Source organism: Shewanella marina JCM 15074 (genome assembly GCF_000614975.1).
Lineage (GTDB): Bacteria > Pseudomonadota > Gammaproteobacteria > Enterobacterales > Shewanellaceae > Shewanella > Shewanella marina.
Map to the genome: position 1 here is coordinate 173,551 of NZ_BALM01000005.1, position 21,326 is coordinate 194,876.

20 protein-coding genes and 1 tRNA gene are annotated in these 21,326 nt (G+C 38.6%); 11 read left to right on the plus strand and 10 right to left on the minus strand.

From position 1 onward, the window contains the following. Window positions 1-57: 57 nt before the first annotated feature. Together pgm and seqA are read right to left on the minus strand one after the other, a co-directional pair. Window positions 58-1,695, minus strand: coding sequence for a phosphoglucomutase (alpha-D-glucose-1,6-bisphosphate-dependent) (gene pgm / locus JCM15074_RS06200; protein WP_025820437.1), 1,638 nt, complete (start codon window positions 1,693-1,695; stop codon window positions 58-60). 15 nt (window positions 1,696-1,710) lie between these two features. Beyond that, window positions 1,711-2,283, minus strand: coding sequence for a replication initiation negative regulator SeqA (gene seqA / locus JCM15074_RS06205; RefSeq protein WP_025820438.1), 573 nt, complete (start codon window positions 2,281-2,283; stop codon window positions 1,711-1,713). 265 nt (window positions 2,284-2,548) lie between these two features. On the opposite strand from seqA, the gene JCM15074_RS06210 reads away from it, so the two are divergent. From JCM15074_RS06210 to efp, 6 genes are all read left to right on the plus strand, one after another. After that, window positions 2,549-3,328, plus strand: coding sequence for an alpha/beta fold hydrolase (locus tag JCM15074_RS06210; RefSeq protein WP_025820439.1), 780 nt, complete (start codon window positions 2,549-2,551; stop codon window positions 3,326-3,328). 76 nt (window positions 3,329-3,404) lie between these two features. Beyond that, a complete protein-coding gene (locus tag JCM15074_RS06215) occupies window positions 3,405-3,626 on the plus strand; it encodes a DUF2788 domain-containing protein (protein WP_025820440.1) in 222 nt (73 codons plus the stop codon). Between the two features lie 9 nt (window positions 3,627-3,635). Beyond that, complete coding sequence (ybfE, locus tag JCM15074_RS06220; protein WP_025820441.1) at window positions 3,636-3,908, plus strand: LexA regulated protein; 273 nt, start codon at window positions 3,636-3,638, stop codon at window positions 3,906-3,908. Window positions 3,909-3,962: 54 nt separating this feature from the next. Continuing rightward, window positions 3,963-4,490: a flavodoxin FldA gene (fldA, locus tag JCM15074_RS06225; protein ID WP_025820442.1), complete on the plus strand. Its 528-nt coding sequence runs from the start codon at window positions 3,963-3,965 to the stop codon at window positions 4,488-4,490. Window positions 4,491-4,546: 56 nt separating this feature from the next. Continuing rightward, the gene (earP, locus tag JCM15074_RS06230) at window positions 4,547-5,713 is read left to right on the plus strand and encodes an elongation factor P maturation arginine rhamnosyltransferase EarP (protein ID WP_025820443.1); all 1,167 of its coding nucleotides are present in this window, start codon (window positions 4,547-4,549) and stop codon (window positions 5,711-5,713) included. Between the two features lie 46 nt (window positions 5,714-5,759). Next, on the plus strand, window positions 5,760-6,323 hold the full coding sequence (gene efp / locus JCM15074_RS06235) for an elongation factor P (RefSeq protein ID WP_025820444.1): 564 nt from the start codon (window positions 5,760-5,762) through the stop codon (window positions 6,321-6,323). 72 nt (window positions 6,324-6,395) lie between these two features. On the opposite strand, the gene JCM15074_RS06240 is transcribed toward efp, so the two are convergent. Beyond that, window positions 6,396-7,778: a Na+/H+ antiporter NhaC family protein gene (locus JCM15074_RS06240; RefSeq protein WP_025820445.1), complete on the minus strand. Its 1,383-nt coding sequence runs from the start codon at window positions 7,776-7,778 to the stop codon at window positions 6,396-6,398. Between the two features lie 549 nt (window positions 7,779-8,327). Between JCM15074_RS06240 and JCM15074_RS06250 the strand changes: the two genes are divergently transcribed. The 3 genes from JCM15074_RS06250 (at window position 8,328) to JCM15074_RS06260 (ending at window position 11,569) form a co-directional block, all read left to right on the plus strand. Next, entirely contained in the window at window positions 8,328-9,542 is a 1,215-nt protein-coding gene (locus tag JCM15074_RS06250) for a pyridoxal phosphate-dependent aminotransferase (protein ID WP_025820446.1), read from the plus strand. A gap of 91 nt (window positions 9,543-9,633) precedes the next feature. Then, window positions 9,634-10,221: a 5'-deoxynucleotidase gene (yfbR, locus tag JCM15074_RS06255; RefSeq protein WP_025820447.1), complete on the plus strand. Its 588-nt coding sequence runs from the start codon at window positions 9,634-9,636 to the stop codon at window positions 10,219-10,221. Window positions 10,222-10,234: 13 nt separating this feature from the next. Continuing rightward, window positions 10,235-11,569, plus strand: coding sequence for an anti-phage deoxyguanosine triphosphatase (locus JCM15074_RS06260; protein WP_025820448.1), 1,335 nt, complete (start codon window positions 10,235-10,237; stop codon window positions 11,567-11,569). 58 nt (window positions 11,570-11,627) lie between these two features. Here JCM15074_RS06260 and JCM15074_RS06265 read toward each other — a convergent pair whose 3' ends face one another. From JCM15074_RS06265 to dnaQ, 4 genes are all read right to left on the minus strand, one after another. Beyond that, window positions 11,628-12,260 (minus strand): YchE family NAAT transporter, encoded by a 633-nt coding sequence (locus JCM15074_RS06265; RefSeq protein WP_025820449.1) that lies wholly within the window; start codon window positions 12,258-12,260, stop codon window positions 11,628-11,630. A 656-nt stretch (window positions 12,261-12,916) separates the two neighbouring features. Then, window positions 12,917-12,993, minus strand: a tRNA-Asp gene (locus JCM15074_RS06270). A gap of 108 nt (window positions 12,994-13,101) precedes the next feature. Then, window positions 13,102-14,493, minus strand: a complete 1,392-nt coding sequence (locus JCM15074_RS06275) for a TIGR03503 family protein (RefSeq protein ID WP_148300740.1) — start codon at window positions 14,491-14,493, stop codon at window positions 13,102-13,104. A 3-nt stretch (window positions 14,494-14,496) separates the two neighbouring features. Further along, window positions 14,497-15,225: a DNA polymerase III subunit epsilon gene (dnaQ, locus tag JCM15074_RS06280; RefSeq protein WP_025820451.1), complete on the minus strand. Its 729-nt coding sequence runs from the start codon at window positions 15,223-15,225 to the stop codon at window positions 14,497-14,499. 63 nt (window positions 15,226-15,288) lie between these two features. Between dnaQ and rnhA the strand changes: the two genes are divergently transcribed. After that, window positions 15,289-15,768, plus strand: coding sequence for a ribonuclease HI (gene rnhA, locus JCM15074_RS06285; protein ID WP_025820452.1), 480 nt, complete (start codon window positions 15,289-15,291; stop codon window positions 15,766-15,768). On the opposite strand, the gene JCM15074_RS06290 is transcribed toward rnhA, so the two are convergent. Continuing rightward, a complete protein-coding gene (locus tag JCM15074_RS06290) occupies window positions 15,765-16,649 on the minus strand; it encodes a LysR substrate-binding domain-containing protein (protein ID WP_025820453.1) in 885 nt (294 codons plus the stop codon). The genes rnhA and JCM15074_RS06290 overlap by 4 nt on opposite strands. Then, a complete protein-coding gene (locus tag JCM15074_RS06295) occupies window positions 16,646-17,335 on the minus strand; it encodes a methyltransferase domain-containing protein (protein WP_051536844.1) in 690 nt (229 codons plus the stop codon). The genes JCM15074_RS06290 and JCM15074_RS06295 overlap by 4 nt, the downstream gene beginning before the upstream one ends. A gap of 139 nt (window positions 17,336-17,474) precedes the next feature. Between JCM15074_RS06295 and gloB the strand changes: the two genes are divergently transcribed. Continuing rightward, complete coding sequence (gene gloB, locus JCM15074_RS06300; RefSeq protein ID WP_025820455.1) at window positions 17,475-18,251, plus strand: hydroxyacylglutathione hydrolase; 777 nt, start codon at window positions 17,475-17,477, stop codon at window positions 18,249-18,251. A 38-nt stretch (window positions 18,252-18,289) separates the two neighbouring features. On the opposite strand, the gene JCM15074_RS06305 is transcribed toward gloB, so the two are convergent. After that, window positions 18,290-21,326: Ig-like domain-containing protein (locus JCM15074_RS06305; RefSeq protein WP_025820456.1), on the minus strand; the 3,037-nt coding region annotated here is incomplete at its 5' end.

The window sequence follows — 21,326 nt, forward strand, 5'->3', positions numbered from 1 at the left end:
TTTCATTTGCTTAAATTTAAAACAAAAAAAAGCACTCAGAAGAGTGCTTTTTATCTATTACTTTAATGCATCAGCAACTAACAATTGCGCATCAGCGATTAATTGTAGTAAATGCTCATCACTGACATAGCTTTCAGCATAAATTTTAAATAACGCTTCAGTTCCAGATGGTCTTGCAGCAAACCAACCATTATTAGTCGTTACTTTTAACCCACCAATTGCCGCGTTATTACCTGGTGCATGAGTCATAACCTGATTAATTTCATCACCAGCAACGTGCGTTGTTGTGACTTGTTCTGCGGTTAGTTGACTAAATTTAGCTTTTTGTTCAAGGCTAATTGGACTATCAATTCGCTTGTAATAACATGCACCAAACTTTTCAACCAACAATTGATAACGTTGCTCAGGAGTTTGGCCTGTTACAGCGATAATTTCAGCAGCAAGTAATGCTAAGATAAAACCATCTTTATCGGTACACCATGTCGTACCATCATGCTTTAAAAATGCAGCACCCGCGCTTTCTTCACCGCCAAAAGCAATTGTCTGTTGGCTTAAACCGTCTACGAACCATTTAAAGCCAACAGGTACTTCAATCAAACGACGACCATGAGAAGCACAGACTTTATCAATCATGGCACTTGATACCAGTGTTTTACCAATAGCTAATGAATCAACCCAACCAGGACGATAAGTCAGTAAATAGTCAATTGCTACGGCTAAATAGTGGTTTGGGTTCATCAACCCCGTACCCGGACATACAATACCGTGACGATCATAGTCAGGGTCATTACCCACGCATATATCAAAATCGTTTTTATATTGCAGTAATGACGCCATTGCATAAGGAGATGAACAATCCATACGGATCTTGCCATCTTTATCTAACGGCATAAAACTGAAGCTTGGATCAACTTTGTCATTCACGACCGTGATATCAAGTTCGAATTTGCTCGCAATAATGTCCCAGTAATAAATACCTGAACCACCTAATGGATCGACCCCGATTTTTACTTTTGCATCACGAATAGCATCAAGATTGATGACCTCAGCCAATGCATTAACATAAGGTGTCATCAAGTCTTGATAATCAATTAAATTAGCTTGGCGAGCCTGTGCTAATTCCATCTTGTTAATACCATGCAATTGTTGCTGCAAATATTGGTTAGCGCGTTGCTCAATCCAAGCAGTAATATCACTTTCTGCAGGACCACCATGAGGTGGGTTATATTTTATGCCACCATCTTGAGGTGGATTATGTGATGGAGTGATAATAATGCCATCAACCAAAGCTGTAGATGTTAAATTACGAGCAACAATGGTTTGCGATACTACAGGGGTTGGCGTGAAACTATCCTCAAGTTGACAAACAACGTTGACCTTATTGGCGCACAACACCTCAAGAGCACTGAAGTATGCCGCTTGTGATAGCGCGTGAGTATCAATACCCAGAATAAGTTCACCGCTAATATTCGCCTGAGTTCTATAATCAACGATCGCTTGAGTTATCGCCCAAATATGCTGTTGATTGAAGCTCTGCTTTGTCGCACAACCTCGATGCCCTGATGTCCCAAAACAGACATGTTGGCTAATATCAGACATATCGGGAGTTAATAAATAATAATCACACAGTAATTTGGGAATATTCGTTAGATCAGCGCTGGTTGCAATAGTACCTGCACGTTCAAAAATAGACATCGACTTGAATCCTTTCTAGATATGTTCTGCAATCGACTCTGCACGAGTCTCATCACAACCAAATTGTTCTAATACTTCGATTAAAATTGCACGTTTTTTTGCCGTACTATTATTGGTTGTTACCCAAAAATTGCTGTGACCAATCTCTTTTGGATTTGCAGTTTTACTGGCTTTTAATAAAGCTTCTTTACTTGTTGCAAAATAGAGGCGATCACGACCTTGTATTTGAAGAATTTGCTCAAATTTTGCTGGATTTTGATCGTAAATAGCCGCTAAAAGGTGCAAGAAACGCCCTACTGCACCTTTTTGCTGTTCAAGCATATGTTCATTAATTAATTGATTAAACTGATATTGAATCGGTGCTGCAACCGCTGATACCGGTCTTTTACTTTCAACTGGGGCGAAATGAACCACTTCATGACTTGGTTGAGATAAAATGATATCAGGATGCATTGATTGATCTGTGACCTGAGTAGACGATTCAATATTTAATAATCGCCTAAGGATATCTGACGCACTTTCACCAATCTGTTCCGTCTTACTGGCAATATAACGATAAAGTTCTTCATCAACTTCGATATATTTCATGACAATTAATATCCTTTGAATAATTACAATATGTCAATTAGACATAACATTTATGTCCTGACAATTAATGTCTACCAGTTTAAGCCAGTTTATGGCTGTATTTAAAGCGTTGTCTTTCAAAAAAATTAATCTTATGACGATATTGTGCTTTAAACACACTAGATGCATAAAAAACAAACACAACAACAATGCTTTCATAAATTTAATTGAGATAACATGGTAATTGAAGCACTATAAAAAAAGCGTATTATTTGAGGTAGATCACATGCATTTTGTTAAAACAGGTCAAGGTCATCCTGTTATCTTAATTCACGGCTTATTGGGTAATTTAGACAACCTTAAAACACTAGGAGCGGAGCTGTCTAAGCAATACCAAGTTTATCGACTTGATTTACCAAACCATGGATTGAGCCCTCATAAGCAAACATTAAATTATCAAGATTTGGCCGCAAATGTGGCACAATTTATTGAACAACAACAGCTCAACAAACCGCATCTTATTGGCCATTCTATGGGAGGTAAAGTTGCACTCGCTTGTGCGTTAACCTACCCACAATTAATAAGTAGTGTAACGGCAGCTGACATCGCTCCAGTAACATACCCAGCCAGACATTTACAAATATTCAACGCCCTAAAAGCAATTGATCTAAATCAACTTAAAACACGTGTAGAAGCACAAATGAGCTTAATTTCCGCTGGTATTGATTTAGGGACTTGCCAATTTTTATTAAAAAACTTATATAAGAATGAGGACAAATACGCTTGGCGTATGGATCTTGATACCATCATGAATCAATATCCACAGGTGATAGACTGGCCATTTGTAGAGATGAGTTATCAAGGCCCATGTTTATTTGTTAAAGGCGGAGATTCTGACTACATTGTAGATGAATATAGAACATCTATATTAAAGCAGTTTCCACATTGCCAAGCTAAAATAATTGCGAATACGGGCCACTGGTTACACAGCCAAAAACCAACAACGTTTAACATGATAGTGAGCAAATTTTTAGCCAGTGTTGATAATGAGCAATCAGGCATATAAAACGTATAGCCGATAGCGGCTTGATATGTTATATTCCGCCCTCTTTTGACCTAAGGATGGATGGGAAAGACGAATAATGCTGGCTCAATATATGGAACAAATAGAAACAATCGGCCTCAATCTATTTTTTGCGGCAATATTTTTCTTTATTGGTATGGCTATTCATGATGTCTTGAAACAAGGCAACGTCCCTAAATTTGGTCGATATATCGTTTGGTTAGTTTTATTTCTCGGCTGCGCCGGGTTTATTGCTAAAGGTGTAATCCAAGTGACTTGGGAAGCCTCAAGCATAGGTTAAGCAAAATAAATGGCGAAAGAAGTAACAGATAGAACAACTATTGACCTTTTTGCCAATGAAAAGCGTCGCGGTCGTCCAAGAAGTAATCCTCTACCCCGTGAGCAGCAACTAAAGGTCAATAAGCGTAATCAAATCCAGCGTGATAGAGCTAAGGGTTTGAAAAGAATAGAATTGAAAGTGTCACAAGATTTGTATGACGCCTTGAATGAACAAGCTGAGGCAAGTAATATTAGTCGCAGCCAATTAATCGAACTGATCCTGCAAAAGCAAATCTGTTACTGATTTTACTTTTGTTGGATTGCATTACAAAGTGAACTTATTTTTAAAGGAAAGACAATGGCAACCGTAGGTCTTTTTTTCGGTAGTGACACAGGTAATACTGAAGCCATCGCAAAGCAAATCCAGAAGAAACTGGGTAAGCAGATGGTTGAAGTAAAAGATATTGCAAAGAGCACTCAAGAGCAAATCGCTGAATACGATCTGCTAATCTTTGGTATCCCAACTTGGTACTATGGCGAAGCTCAATGTGATTGGGATGACTTTTTCCCAGAACTTGAACAGATTAATTTTGAAGATAAATTAGTCGCTATTTTTGGTTGTGGTGACCAAGAAGATTACGCTGAATATTTCCTAGATGCGATGGGCATGATCCGTGACATCGTTGAAGCTCGTGGCGGCATTATCATTGGTAACTGGCCAACTGCTGGTTACAACTTTGAAGCATCAAAAGCACTTGTTGATGATAAACATTTTGTTGGTTTAGGTATTGATGAAGATCGTCAACCAGAACTAACAGAAGAGCGTGTTGATGCTTGGGTTAAGCAAATCTATGAAGAGATGTGTTTAGCTGAATTAGCAGATTAATCCTTGCTCAATTTTATTTTAAAAGCGGCGTAAAGCCGCTTTTTTGTTGATAAATTATGACAAACATAGCAGCCACTCCTCACTGGGATATATTTTGTACCGTCGTTGATAACTATGGTGATATCGGTGTCACATGGCGTTTAGCACGTCAATTGGCAACTGAATTCAAATTACCTATCACGCTGTGGGTAGACGACTTAGCAAGTTTCCAACATATATTGCCTCGTTTAGATCCAAACTTAACTAAACAAAGATTCGATGACGTTAACATCCATTTGTGGGATCAACCACTTACAGAGCAATGGTTGCCTGGCAACGTTATCATTGAAGCCTTTGCGTGTAACCTACCGCAACAGGTAGAGCAACAAATAGCATTGCTTGATACCCCACCTATCTGGATAAATTTAGAATATCTCACGGCTGAATCTTGGGTAGAAGATTGTCATCAATTAGCATCTATTTCGGCTAATGGCATTCACAAATACTTTTTCTTCCCCGGATTTACTGACAAAACGGGTGGGTTATTGTGTGAACAAACATTATTCACACAACGAGATCAATGGCAAAGCGACAATATTAATAAGCTTAATTTATTCACAACGTTAGGTATCAAAGGCATAGCAGCAACTGATACTGTTATTTCAGTGTTCAGTTATGAAACTGAAGCGCTTAATGGCTTACTCGAATATTGGCAGCAACTGCATCAGACTATTCATTTGTTGATACCAATGGGACGAAGCTTAAACAGCATTAAAACTTCCCTATCGGTGGAGCAGCGCACTCAATTAGATAATACTAAACAGCTGACACTTAGCAATGTTACACTCCATATTTTGCCTATGACAGATCAACAAGGTTTTGATCGTTTATTATGGAGTTGCGATATAAACATCGTACGTGGAGAAGACTCTTTCTTACGGGCACAATGGGCTGCAAAACCGATGTTATGGCATATTTATCAGCAAGAAGAAGATGCCCATATCGTTAAGTTACAAGCTTTTATGGATAAATATTGTCAAGATTTGGATGCGCATACTGCCGCTAACTGGCAGTCACTTAATCTTGCATTTAACCAAAACCAACCAAATTTAGCAGTCAATTACTGGGATCAAATTGATTTTATTGATTCCTCTTTAAGCAAACATGCGCAAAATTGGCCAGTTAATGCATTAAACCACGCAGATTTAGCATCTCGACTAGTGCAATTCGTCAAAAACAGCTAAAATCCTGCGGTTAATAAAACACTCAAGAACATATAGGAAACAAGCAATGAAAACTGCTCAGGAAGTACGTGTAGGTAACGTAATCATGATGGGTAACGACCCTATGGTTGTACTTAAGACTGAATTTAACAAGTCTGGTCGTAACTCTGCTGTATGCAAAATGAAGTTAAAGAACTTACTTTCAGGTTCAGGTACTGAAACTGTATTTAAAGCTGACGACAAGATCGAAACCATTCAACTTGAGCGTTTAGAGTGTACTTACTCTTATTTCGCTGACCCAATGTATGTATTCATGGACAACGAATACAACCAGTATGACGTTGAAGCAGAAAACCTAGGCGACGTAGTTAACTACATCGTTGATGGTATGGAAGACGTTTGTCTAGTGACTTTCTACGAAGGTAAGGCTATCTCTGTTGAATTACCAACAACTATCGTACGTGAAGTTGGCTACACAGAGCCATCAGCACGTGGTGATACTTCTGGTAAGGTGATGAAGCCTGCAACTCTAGTAGGTAGCACTTTCACTATCAGTGTTGCTGACTTCGTTAAGACTGGCGACAAGATTGAAATCGATTCACGTAACGGTGAATTCAAGAAGCGCGTTTAATCTACTCGCCTCTTAATAATAAAAAACCAGTGCATTGCACTGGTTTTTTTATAACTAAATTAAGCTTATAAGCTATGCCACTAGTAGCAAAATGATCAAAGTTATAAACGCACAGATTAATGCATAAGGTAACTGTGTCACCGCGTGGCTAACTAAGTTACAGTCTGATCCTTGTGCTGCTAACACGGTTGAGTCGGAATAGAAACAAGCTTGACTTCCAAATGAAGATGCCGACATTAAGGCACCAATCACTAATGGAATATCAGCTCCAACAGCAATAGCTAATGGCATAACAATTGGAATTGTTACAGCAAAAATCCCCCAACTAGACCCCGTTGCAAATGCCAATAAAGCCATAGCAACAAACACAACTGCAGGCAATAATTTAGGCGTCATAAATGGACTTAAGCTATCAATGACATAATGAGTCAACTGTAATTTATCGCACACATCTTTAAAAATAAATGCGGCAATTACCGTACCAATAGCGGGTAACATGCTCTTAAAACCATCGAGCATTTGTTCCATCATTTCAGCTAGTGTCATCAGCTTTTGCACGGCATAGAAAGGAAGTGTAATCGCTAGAGTCACTAACATGCCTTTCCAAATATCAACTTCGAAATAGATTGTAAAACCAATCAGTAAACCGATAGGTATTAAGAAGTTATAAAGTTTGCCTTTATTGTCAGCTAAACTAAACTCCTCCTCCATGGCTTTTACTGCATATTCATCAGATGTTTGTACATCATCCAAATTGACTTGTTTTAATGCCGGATCGCCCGCCAACGCACGTTCTTGCGCGACTTTCATTGGTCCAAAAGCAGGAATAACACCTAGAATCACTAAAATAACCATTAACACAGCCAACCATGCATAGAACATGTATGGAATAGCTTGCATATAAACAGTAATCCCTTCCCCTTTGCTACCTATACCGTTATCAACTAACAAACCACCAAAGAATACAGCCCAAGTAGATAAAGGTACTAACACACAGATAGGGGCTGCAGTAGAATCAACTACATAGGCAAGCATTTCACGTGAGACTTTATATCTGTCAGTCACACGTTTCATGGTTTCGCCAACGGTTAATGCATTTAAGTAATCATCAATAAAGATTAGCGTGCCTAGAATAAAGGTCATCATCAATGATGATTTGGGCCCTTTTGCATATTTAAGCGCTTTGCGACCAAATGCCAATGCCCCGCCAGTACGAACTAATAAGGCAATTAACGCACCAAAGCTGCCACATACCAAAATCAACCATCCTATGGTTTCATCGGACATAACATTCAATGAGGTAGAAGCAAAATTATTTAATATCTGCGTGGGTTGATATAAGGCCAAACCAACTAAGGCACCAATAATCAAAGAAAGGATTGGGCGGCGCAGCCAAATGGCTAACACCAATACCACCACTGGTGGAATAAGACTTAACGCTGTCGGATCTGACATGCACTTAGGTCCTCTATAAAACAGCCTATCGAAAGGCATGGGTAAGCTTAAGGTTGATCTATCAAGATAAATCTAACCAATTTCTGCTTTTTATTAGGCATACCGCATGAGGCAATAATGAGGTTTATTGCGATTGTTTTTGCCGAGCTAAAAACATCGCGCAAAAAATAATGCGCATTGCTATTCGAGTCAACAATTAATTAGCATTTTTAGTTAAAAAATATGAATAATTTCATAGTTTTTATGCGATTTATCAATATCAAAGCGTATTTGCCAAATAAATATTTTAACTACATCTAATTTACAAATATAACGATTATAAAGGTGACTAGTACAAGCGTGTTGCACACTGCCCATATGAAGATATACACACTGAAATATACCGACATAACAGTAGGATACTCTATTGGTTTTGTGATTTATTTAACATTGCAGCATATCCAGCTAATTTGAGTTCAAATATTTTATTTTTATATTCGCTTTTTTATTACAAATCAGATAATTTGATGCCATTGCACAGTATTGCTGTCCCTTTTGAGGTTTATTTAGATGCCGCCAATTTTTAAATCAAATAAATTAGATTCTGTTTGTTACGATATTAGAGGACCTGTTCATAAAGAAGCGCGCCGTCTAGAAGATGAAGGCCACAGGATCCTAAAACTGAATATTGGTAACCCAGCACCTTTCGGCTTTGAAGCGCCTGAAGAGATTGTCCGTGATGTGATTTTAAACTTACCTACCTCACAAGGCTATTGTGAATCAAAAGGTTTGTTTTCTGCCCGTAAGGCCATTGTACAACACTACCAAGCTCAAGGTATTTTTGGGGTTGATATTGAAGATATCTATATTGGTAATGGCGTGTCCGAACTGATCGTTATGGCAATGCAAGGACTTTTAAACTCAGGTGATGAGGTATTGGTGCCCTCTCCTGATTATCCACTATGGACAGCTGCAGTTAATTTAGCAGGCGGTAAGGCCCAACATTACCGTTGTGACGAAGAGGCGGATTGGTTTCCAGATATAGACGATATCAAATCTAAAATCAGCTCTCGTACTCGTGGCATTGTATTAATCAATCCTAATAATCCAACAGGTGCTGTTTATACTAAAGAATTAATTCTTGAAGTGATTGAATTATGTCGCCAACACAACTTAGTGCTATTTTCTGACGAAATTTATGACAAGATTCTATATGACGATGCGGTACATATTCCTTCTGCAAGCTTGTCTGATGATATTCTAACCGTAACCTTTAACGGACTATCTAAGGCTTATAGAGTCGCTGGCTTCCGTATTGGTTGGATGATGTTATCTGGCAACCTTAAAAACGCCAGCAGCTACGTTGAAGGCTTAGAAATGTTATCTTCAATGCGTCTATGCGCTAACGTACCGAACCAACATGCGATTCAAACAGCACTAGGAGGTTACCAGAGCATCAATGAGCTAATTTTGCCCTCAGGACGATTAACGGTGCAGCGCGATACCTGTTTCGAACTCCTGAATCAAATTCCTGGTGTGAGTGTCAAAAAACCTAAAGGGGCAATGTACGCATTCCCAAAACTTGACACTAAAAAGTTTAATTTGATGGATGATGAGCGCCTAGTACTCGATCTTCTAAGAGATAAAAAAATCCTATTGGTTCATGGTAGTGCATTTAATTGGCCAGAACCCGATCATCTTCGTGTCGTGTTCTTACCTTATAAAGAAGATTTAGAAAAGGCGATCGGCGGTTTTGCTGAGTTTTTAGAAACTTATAAGCAGTAATCAAATATATATTTATAAAACAGCGACTGATTAGTCGCTGTTTTTGTATCTATAGATCAGCTATGCTAAAACAAAAATTATGGAGGATAAAATGAGTCATCTTTTTGCCCATTTAGCCCGTATGAAGCTCATTCAACGTTGGCCGCTAATGTTTAATATTCGAACTGAAAATGTTCAAGAGCATTCACTCCAAGTTGCAATGGTTGCCCATGCTCTTTGTCTGATTAAGAACAAAAAATTTGATGGCAACTTAGACCCTTTTAAGACTGCAACAATGGCAATTTTTCACGATTGCAGTGAAGTGTTAACGGGAGACCTTCCTACTCCTGTGAAATATTTTAACAAAGAAATTGAAGCCGAATACAAAAAGATCGAACATATTGCTGAACAACGTTTACTCGATATGGTGCCACCAGAGTTTCGTGAGGATTACGCAGAGTTGATTGATAGTCAACTTATCACCCATGAATATGAAAAACTCGTTAAAGCTGCTGATACATTATGTGCTTATTTAAAATGTTTAGAAGAACGCAAAGCTGGTAATCACGAGTTTTCTACCGCTGAAAAACGCCTAAAACAAAGTATTGATGATAACCCAGAACCTGCAGTTGCCTATTTTATGACATGCTTTGTTCCAAGTTTCACGCTTAATTTAGATGAAATTAACCGCTTACTCTAGGTAAGGAAATCCTATGCTCACCCATGATTGGCAACAACGCTTATATGGTGAAGATAAGCATCGACGTAATGATAATCGCAGCCCGTTTCAACGTGACCGAGCACGGATATTACATTCAGCAGCATTTAGACGCCTGCAGGCCAAAACCCAAGTATTGGGTGTTGGTATGAATGATTTCTACCGCACCCGCCTCACCCACTCTTTAGAAGTCTCACAAATAGGCACAGGCATTACAGCACAGCTCAAACAAAAACATCCACAATTACATCATTTGCTCGACTCAATGAGCTTAATTGAATCGCTTTGCCTAGCACATGATATCGGTCACCCACCTTTTGGCCATGGTGGTGAAGTCGCACTTAATTATATGATGCGCAATGATGGTGGTTTTGAAGGTAATGGCCAAACATTTAGAATTTTGACCAGATTAGAACCCTATACCCAAGATTATGGTATGAATCTGTGTCGCCGAACCTTATTAGGCATGCTCAAATACCCAGCGCTATACCAGCAATTAAAATCAACCATAGCTCAGCCTGACGTGGTTAACTATCGTCAATTGAAACCAGATCAATGGGCACCAGTAAAAGCCATATTTGATGATGATAAAGACAGATTAGATTGGGTATTGGCACCACTATCTGCCCAAGATAAACAACGCTTTATGCATGCTGCCAGTGCCAATAAACATCCTCATAAACGTACCTGTTTTAAATCATTAGATTGTTCAATCATGGAGCTTGCTGACGATATTGCTTATGCAGTACACGATTTAGAAGACGCTATCGTAATGGGCATTGTTAATTATCAACAATGGCAACAAACAGTCGCTATAGCCTTAGCTGATAATCCAGATCCATGGATTAATGATGAATTTGCTAACCTGGGCGATAGACTTTTTAATAGCCCTCACCATATTCGTAAAGATGCTATTGGCACTTTAGTGAATGGTTTTGTTACCGCAATTACTATCGATGAAGATCCTGATTTTGAAGAGCCATTACTACGCTACAATGCCAAGCTAAATGCAGATTTTCAGCACTGTTTAGACGCATTTAAACAATTTGTTTATCAATATGTGGTGAGAAAGCCTGAAGTACAAATTATTGAATACAAAGGCCAGCAAATTGTGATGGAGTTATTTGAGGCATTTGCATCTGATCCGCAACGTTTACTGCCGTTACCAACCCAACAACGTTGGCTTAATGCCAAACAAACAGGCGCTAACCCAATGCGAGTTATTTGTGATTATATCTCAGGGATGACGGATGAATTTGCAGCCAAGCTGCATCAACAACTGTTCAGCGCAAACGCTAATAGTTTACAAGATTTACACGCCAATTATTAACTTATCTAATGTCACCCATAAAACGCGCCAATGCGCGTTTTTTTATTATGCGGCTAGTCTATCCGAGTAAACTTGGGAACATGCCTTTAAAGCCCGCCCCCATAATTTCAATACCGATAGATAACATAATTAGACCCATTAAACGTGTAATCACGTTAATACCGGTTTTACCTAAAATCTTATAGATAACACCTGCCATTCTAAATAATGTAAAACTCAGCAAGCCAAAAATAATAACCGCAACAGACATACCCAATAAGTTAATAATCGTGCCATGCTCTGCAGCTGAAACAATCACTGAACTGATTGCGCCAGGCCCTGCCATTAACGGCAACGCTAATGGTACTACGGCCACTGATTCCATTGCTGATGCTTCACGATCTTCTTCTTTGTTACGCTTAACTTCACCAAGTTTACCTTGCAACATCGATAGTGCAATAATGGCAATCAAACTACCGCCAGCAATTCTAAACGCTGATAGTGAGATGCTAAACATATTCAAAATATGCTGACCTGCAAAAATGGTCACTAATAGAATAATAACCACCGCAAAGTTTGCCACTTTGGCGGTTTGGTTACGATCAAGCTCTGTTTGATGACTTGTTAAGCTTACAAAAACAGGCAATAAACCTACTGGGTTGATAATGGCAACTAAACCCAGAAAAAATTTAACATACAACGTTAAATCCAAGACTCTAACTCCACCAGCAGTATCAATGCTAGCAATAAAATTCAAAAGGTGCGCTACTCTACCTCAAGCTTGAGCCGACTTAAAATATTTTTTTTTAGCTAGGTCACATGTTTATAAAAAATAAATAAAAACAAACAAAACACTCACAACAACTACACTTTAAAGCATAATCTACCGACAAATATATATTTACGATACTTAATGCTGCGCAAGTATTCCTCGAAAATTAATGCTGAAAGTCATTCCAATTTCAATATTAAATATCGAAAATTTCACCTAAACCTGATAGTTAATGCTTCTTGATCACTAATTAATCTAGGTATAAAAAACATCATTGTTATTTATTATTTTAGGACTTAACTTACAGTAACCAAAAACAAGAGTTTTTGATTAAGCATGAAGGATAATTATCACAAGAAGATGACTTTGAATTAGTTGAACCCGCTCGTGGGTCAAAGCAGAATGCTTGAGGTAGATATCAAATAACAGATACAAAAAAGCCTCGCCATTGCTGACAAACTTGAGGTGTACTGGCGCTGTGGACATGATCTTGAATTAGTTGAACCCGTTCGCGGGTCAAAACAAAACACTTAAAATAGATATCAAAAAACAGATACAAAAAAGCCTCGTCATTGCTGACAAGGCTTCTTTGTATCTGGCGGAGCGGACGGGACTCGAACCCGCGACCCCCGGCGTGACAGGCCGGTATTCTAACCAACTGAACTACCGCTCCACTTGATGGAACGAATAATACTGACGACTCACATTGAGGTCAACAAAAATTTTAAACTCTTAGCGCAGTAAATCAAATAACAACCAAACCGCTCAAAAACAAACCACATTAAGCAACGTTTGCTTTATCTTCCGCTTCACTATCAGTATCTGCACTATCTTTTGTCTCAGTGTCTTTTGTCTCATCTGGACTCTTTTCAGTTTGTTTCTCTTTAGTCTCAGATTTAGTTTGCTCAATATTAGCTGCTTCAGTTTCTGCTGCTAATGCCTTTTTAGCTGCACGTGACTTTAATAATTTCCTGACACCAAAAAACAATAGGCCTAATACTAAAATAACAATATTAACAGCAATCACAATTGTTATGGCTTTATCAGTTTGTGCTTTAGCCTCCAGAGCGGCTTTTTGTTCCGCTTTATGTTCGGCAATCATTGCCAACTCTTCAGCGGATGGCTTTGGTGGCGGTGGAGCCTCATGCGAAAAGTAGAGCTCAGGTAACTTTAATTTTATTTGCCGGCCATCATAAGTTGTACTGGCGACCAGACCATCGACTTTATAATTACCATAATTTTTGATATCTGGAATAGGAATTAAAATTGACTTATCATTATCTAATTGTTTATTAAATGGAATTGAAAATCCATTCGGTAACATGACATTCATTTGAAAATAAGTGTCAATAACTTTTATTTCACCATCATCAACAGTTATCTTAAGTTTCCAATCATTTTCTCCGGCTTTTTCCGGCTCAATGATTTCAGCGGTTAATGGCATTTTCGATAATCTAAATTTTTGATTAAATAACCGATCAAATATTGCATTTGAAGCTTTTAATTCAAACTCATAATTACCCCATGGATAGATTAAATCCATCGTACTGGTAAAGACACCATCACTCGGTTTTTTATCTTGCTCCGTACCATTGTCAATATAACGATTAACAATATATGGACCTGCACCAAGGTTGTCGTCACCTGCCGTATTTTGGCTTAAAAATTTACCATTCCAATTAACGATATAATCCATACCAGGAATATTGACGAGCTTGTTATCACCGACCAAATGTGCATTAATTGCAATCACTTCATTTTGATAAAGCGGCTGTGGTAAAGGTTCGACATTAACATCAAGAGAGGATATTTTTTCTAAGCTTGAGCCATCAGCAATATCGCCAATTAATTGCCATGGACCGTTGGGCGGAGACGTTATTTCGATTAAATCACCTGTAGGGCCTGTAGCCCATTTAACGTTGTCAGGGTGCTTATCTTCAAACCATTTCGTGCCATCAGGTAAAATTAAGATGACAGCGGTTGAACCATAATTGCGTTTTACTACAAAAATAACTTTGTCCAGCATATGATCTAATCTGAACGTATGCTGGAGCTCAATTGCGTTTGCAGGGCTTACGCTTGGTTCTGACTCTGCGCTAACGACATCACTAAAAATTAGCGCTTGGGTTAACAATAAAGCACTACATCCTGTAGAAAAATTCCGTTTAAACAAATGTTATCCTCGCCAAATACAAGCTCCCGATTTCGCGACTAAATCAAGGCGCTGTTCATGCATACTTATTTCATCGGCAGAAGCGGCGATCACTTTAAGTGGATTTCGATGTTTTGGTAAACGATTTATCCCACCACCTTCTTGCCCCGCAGCTTCGTTGGTCAAATTAAATTTAGTTTGACCACCCGTCATCACTAAATAAACGTCAGCTAAGATCTCAGCATCGAGTAACGCCCCGTGTAAATCACGTTTTGAGTTATCAATACCATAACGCTTACATAATGCATCAAGGTTGTTCTTCTGACCTGGGTGCAAGTATTTTGCAATTTCAAGAGAATCGAGTACCTGACAGATATCTGTTGTTACTGGTCCTCTAGGTTGTAACATTGAAAATTCATGATCCATAAAGCTGACGTCGAACGACGCGTTATGAGCCACAATTTCAGCACCATCAATAAATGCAATAAACTCACTGGCTATCTCAGAGAATTTTGGCATATTAGCGACATAAGCATCTGTAATACCATGAACTGCAATTGCTTCTTCATCAATTAACATATTTGGATTGATATATTGATGATAATGTCTACCTGTTAGGCGACGGTTAATCACTTCAACACAACCAATTTCAATGATTCGATGACCTTGATAAATAGGACCAGCACCTTGATTCATACCAGTTGTTTCGGTATCAAGAATAACCTGTCGACTCGCACTTGAAATGATGTTCATAATTTACAACTTAACTCTCTATTTAGGTATACTCTGCGCACTTGCGTTTATGGTAACCATTTAATGACAGAAAAAAAACTTATTCATATTTTTACTGATGGTTCTTGTCTGGGCAATCCTGGTCCTGGCGGCTATGGTATTGTAATGAAATATAAAGTTCATACCAAAGAATTATCGGATGGATTTCAACTCACCACCAATAATCGGATGGAGCTACTTGCCCCTATTATTGCTTTAGAAGCATTAAAAATTTCCTGTAAAGTGGTATTAGTGAGTGATAGTCAATATATGCGACAAGGGATCACCCAATGGATCCACAATTGGAAGAAGCGTAATTGGCAAACGGCAGCTAAAACACCGGTTAAAAATGTCGATCTTTGGCAAAGACTTGATGCTGCAAGTCAATTACATGACATAGATTGGCAATGGGTCAAAGGTCATGCTGGTCATATAGAGAATGAGCGTTGCGATCAACTCGCCCGACTTGCAGCAGAAGCAAAACCTACCCAAGCAGATATAGGTTATCAAGCAACAGCTGATTAATTAATCGTTTTACAATAATTGATAAATGCTTGTGCTAATGAGCTAACTTGGCGGTTTTTGTGAGTTATTTGGTAGAACTGCCGAGTTAATGACAGCCCCTTTACTTTAATAACTGCAAATTCCCCTCGTTCAATATCAGCAGAAATTGCTAATTCAGACAGCACGCCATAACCAGCACCTTGTTGAACCGCAATTTTTATCGCTTCAGGCGTACTAAAGCTGTATTTTATTTGGGGCTGTAAATCTAATTTATGAGTTTCATTTAAAAATACCTCACGGGTGCCAGATCCAAGCTCACGCATGACCCAAGGCTTTGCTTGGAGTTGTTGAGCAGTAACTGTTTGCCCCGCTAAAGGATCATCAAGCGTTGTAAATATAACCAGTTTATCACTATGCCAACGCTTAACATCCACTCGATTATCAGTGCAATGCCCTTCTATATAGCCAACCTCGCTAATGCAATTAATAATGCTATCAACCACATCTTGGCTATTAGTAATATTCACATCAACTTGCGTTTGAGGATGCTGTTGTGAAAAGCAAACCGCTTTTTTAGCGACAATATAATTGCCTACAGTGGTACTAGCTGCAACACTTAATTGCCCAGTTAAATCTAAACTATCTTGATTATATACATGCTCAATCTGCTCTACACGGTGTAAAACATCAATAGCTAATGGTAGTAGTTGATTCCCCTGTGCATTAAGATGAAGCCTATTGCCGATGCGTTCAAATAATTTCACATTTAATTGTTTTTCTAATTCAGACAAGGCCATTGAAACGGCTGGCGATGACAAATTTAGTTGTAAAGCAGCTTTCGCAACTTGCGATGTTCGCGCCACCGCGTCAAAAACAGCTAATTGTTTTAAGGTAATTCTCATTTAGACTTCTTCATATTACTTTCTCGCCCTGCATTTGCTGAAGGCGACCAACTTTGGCGATAGGCTCTACGTTCTTTTTTTATCGGAGTCAAAGGACAATCAAGCTTTCGAGCGACAATAAGATAGAAACTTGCGGCACTCGGTAACCATGATTTTAACGAATACTGCCAGATATTATTATCATTCACTTGGCTAAATAGGTGATGGTATACAAATCGTTGATCTGCTATCACTTTAAAGCCCAGTACCCCTAACCAGTCTTGTACCCTTGATGGCATAAAAAACTGACCATTCCAAGGTATTTGTTGTTGGTACTTGGGTAAAACTTTGCCAAATATCATTGGGCTTATCGGATTAATTCCTACAAGAAAAAGGTAACCACCACTAATAATAACCCGATCTATTTCACGTAATACACGATAAGGATCTTGTTCAAACTCTAGTTGCAAGCACATAAGCACTGCATCAATACAATTACTTTGTAGAGGTAGATCAGCAGGTAAGGCTTCGATACTGGCATTACTTGGCGTTTGAGTGATTGAAAAATGGTATTTCACACTGGATAACTGAGTATCAAGTGAGGCTGATAATTCACCAATTTTAGCCAAATTATAACCAAACACCTTTGGCCACCATGGCGCGAGTTGTTGGTTTACCACTTGCTGAATTTGTTCACCTTGAGGCATTTGCCCCCAATCTGTAGGCACTTTATACTTTCTAAACTCAACCACGAAACCTCCAGCTTGTTAAGCCATTACTCTTACCTATCAAAAGCGACTAACTAGAGGTAAGATAAGCCAATATTAGTGCTTAAAGGGATAAACCATGTTATCGATAATACCAATCAAAGCTCTTGATGATAACTATATCTGGTTGATTAACGAAACTGAAAATAATTTTGCTTATGTTGTTGATCCAGGCGAAGCAAACGCTGTTATTAGCACTGTTACTCAGCTTGGTCTTAATCTAGCAGGCATTCTGATTACACACCACCACTGGGATCACACTCAGGGAATAAGTGAGTTACAAGATTTTGCGGGTAATAATCTACCTGTTTATGGTCCAGCCCATGAGCAGATTAATGGCGTTAACCGTCCTTTCTCAGGTAATGAGCATTTTAAACTTGAATTTTTAAATGACATTGTTGATGTAATCGCTATTCCTGGCCATACATCTGGTCATATTGGTTACCATATTCAGGGTGCTTTATTTTGTGGGGATACTCTGTTCAGTGTGGGCTGTGGCCGTCTGTTTGAAGGGACGGCAAAACAGATGTTATATTCCTTAACTGAGCTCACAAAACTAGCTGACACCACAAAAGTATACTGTGCCCACGAGTATACTCTAGCGAACATTAAATTTGCACTTGCTGTTGAACCTAATAATCAAGCCTTAATAGATTACCAACAATGGGTAATCCAACAACTAGAATTAGGCTTACCATCGTTACCAAGTACAATTGGCCTTGAAAAAGACATTAATCCTTTTTTACGATGCCAGCAATATAGTGTTAAAACAGCGGTAGAACAATATTGTCACCATTCATGTGATAATGAGGATGAAGTATTTAAACAACTTCGTTTATGGAAAGATAATTTCTAACCATAAAAAAATGCCTACATTACGTAGGCATTTTTTATCTATGAATTATGGTCAACATTAAAAACTTGGTGATCAAATAAGTTATTTATAATGTCATGGGTCGAGCTACCGAGATCATTATAACTCTGGCTTATATGCTCAATAGTAATTTTCTTTTCATTATTACCTTTAAAATCAATAACCAATTCATCATTTTTAATGCTAGCAGAACTTACGTTATTCAGGATATTGTCAATACTGGTGTTATTGTTCAATAATTGAGATAAATCGATTTTATCCTGCCCTGTGAAGTCAGTAATGATACTGTTAAAGCTCTCTTGTTGAGCCTCTTTTACTATCACGATAGTATCTTGACCGTCACCGGTAGTGATTGTATCCGTACCTTGACCAGTTAATACGGTATCATCGTCTGATCCCGTATTAATGACATCATTTCCCGCTTGTCCATTAACAATATCACGACCACCACCTGTAAATAACAGATCGTTACCATCACCACCATTAACGGTGTCATTACCATAAAAATTCTGATTTTCATTGGTTAATTGGCTGATATGATCTTTTACATAATCGTAAAACTCGTCACTCTGTTTATCAACCTGATGACCATTTTGCTCAGATGCTGCTTGTTCAATTAAATCAATAATCTTATCGTTTACAGGTGTTCCTTTGATTTGCGCTTTTAACCAATCAAAATCAATAATATCTGAAATAACGATATCATCTCCCGCACCGGCATTGACGGTATCGTTACCAGACATAAGTTTTTCAGATTCGCTTAAAAAGACCTCTTTTAACTGATCTGGATTAACCACTTTTACAAAATGACTTTGACCTGAATCATCGGATTTATAACCTTCCCCCATCGCTGCAATGTCTTGTAAAATATGAGTTCTAACATCTTTCGATACTGCAATAGTCACAATTTCAGGATGCGTATCTTTAATATGCTGTGCACCAACCGCTTGAGTTATAGTTGCGGTCGATAATCCATTATTATCATCGCCATCGCTCACAAAATATAAAATATTTCGAGCTTTTGGATCTGAAAAATCTTTCAACGCTTTAGTTAGCGCAGCATCATAATCAGTACCACCTTCAGGCTTTACAGCCTCAAAAACTTGAGTCATGGTTTTACCATCAGCATTAACAAACTGCTCAGTTTTCCCATCCCAATGAAAATGAGTATCAAGTCTTATTTCATAATCAAAAGTCACTAAATTAAAGGTTACTTTATCAATGTCATGAGCTCGATATTTAAGCATATCGCTTTCAATATTATGCTCAAGCAACAAAATAGACTCTTTAGCAATATCTAAACGATTAGGTATTTTATCCGGATATATATAATCGACAGAATGATCCTGATGCGTCACGGTGATACCTGGATATTCAATCTCTAGCGGACTTAATTCATAAGCTGTACTATTTAAATATTCACGAGTCATGTTGCCATCGTAGACATAACCATCTTTCATCTTAAAATAGACATGAACACTATCTTCATCAGGCTTCATTCCTAGTACACTAGCCGTAATAGGTGCAGCACTCATAGATCCTGAAACATCTAAAACAACTGATATGTCAGTTGCTTGGGATACCATATCCGGCTTATCATCATCGGCAAAGATAATATCTTTAAACGGTGTACCTGAAATATTGTCAGAAGTACTTGGATACTCTTCAACTAACCCTTCAGCCGTCACAATTTCACTTGTATGAGCACTAGCAGCATCACCATAAGCATTAGAAATCTTGATGGTTGCAGAAACATCGAGCCTACCTGAGCTTTGATTAATTAAGTCATCAATTTCGCTTGTCGCTACACTTGTACTAAACCCTAGTCCTGAAGATGTATCAATCACTTTGGTCAATAGATTCTGACTACCTAGATGAAGCTCTACGATATCACCTACTTTAGCATTACCACTAACATGGCCTGTTATAGCAATAGATTTATCAGAAGTTGACTCGGTCGCGTCAATGATATTATCACCGGTGACAGGATCGATTGTGATCCCAACTTTAATATCACTGACTTGATAGACATGCGAAGTATTTGCAACAGCAGTGTTTCCCGCTGCATCATGAGTTGTCACACTTGCAAAAATCGTATCGGTATCTGCATTAGCTAGCACCGTACCACTAATACCGACTGACCAATGGTGTTGAGCATCAACTTTTGTTGTGTAATTTTTACCAGCAATTTTGATTGTTACCAAATCCCCTTCTTGCACATCTTTACCGACAGCACCTGAGACTTTAATTGTTTGTTGACGCTCAGCCATATTAATGACGTTATCAGCTGTAATTGAATTAATTGTAATTTCAGCATCTATTTTGGTATCTATTGAGTAAATATGATCGGTTTCTGCAGTCGCAGAGTTACCCGCTTTATCTGTGGCGGTTACCGACGCATGAACGCTATCTTTGCTGGCTGATGTCAAAGTTGCGCCATCAACTTGGGTCGACCAAGTAAGATCAGTGTTAACCGTTGCCGAGCCTAAGTCTTTGCCATCCACTGTCAGATGAACAATATCGCCCGCTTTTACATCAGCGCCAACGGTACCAGATACCGTGACTTTCCCTTTGGCTTCAGTCGCATTAATCACATCATCTTCAGCAATGTGAGTAATAGTGATAGCGGCAGCGATTTGAGTATCTATTGAGTAAACATGATCCGTTTCGGCAGTCTTAGTGTTACCTGCTTTATCTGTGGCGGTTACCGACGCATGCACGCTATCTTTGCTGGCAGAAGCTAAAGTAGCTCCATCAACTTGGACAGTCCAAGTCAGATCAGCCTTAACTATTGCCGAGCCTAAGTCTTTGCCATCCACTGTCAGATGAACAATATCACCCGCTTTAACGTCTTTATCTACCGTACCTGATATAGCAACTTGGCCTTTAGCTTCGGTTGCATTAATCACATCGTCTTCAGCAATCTTGGTAATGGTAATTTCAGCATCAATTTTAGTATCAATACTATAGATATGATCGGTTTCTGCAGTGGCTGAGTTACCGGCCTTATCTGTCGTAGTTACTGATGCATGCACGCTATCTTTACTGGCAGAAGCT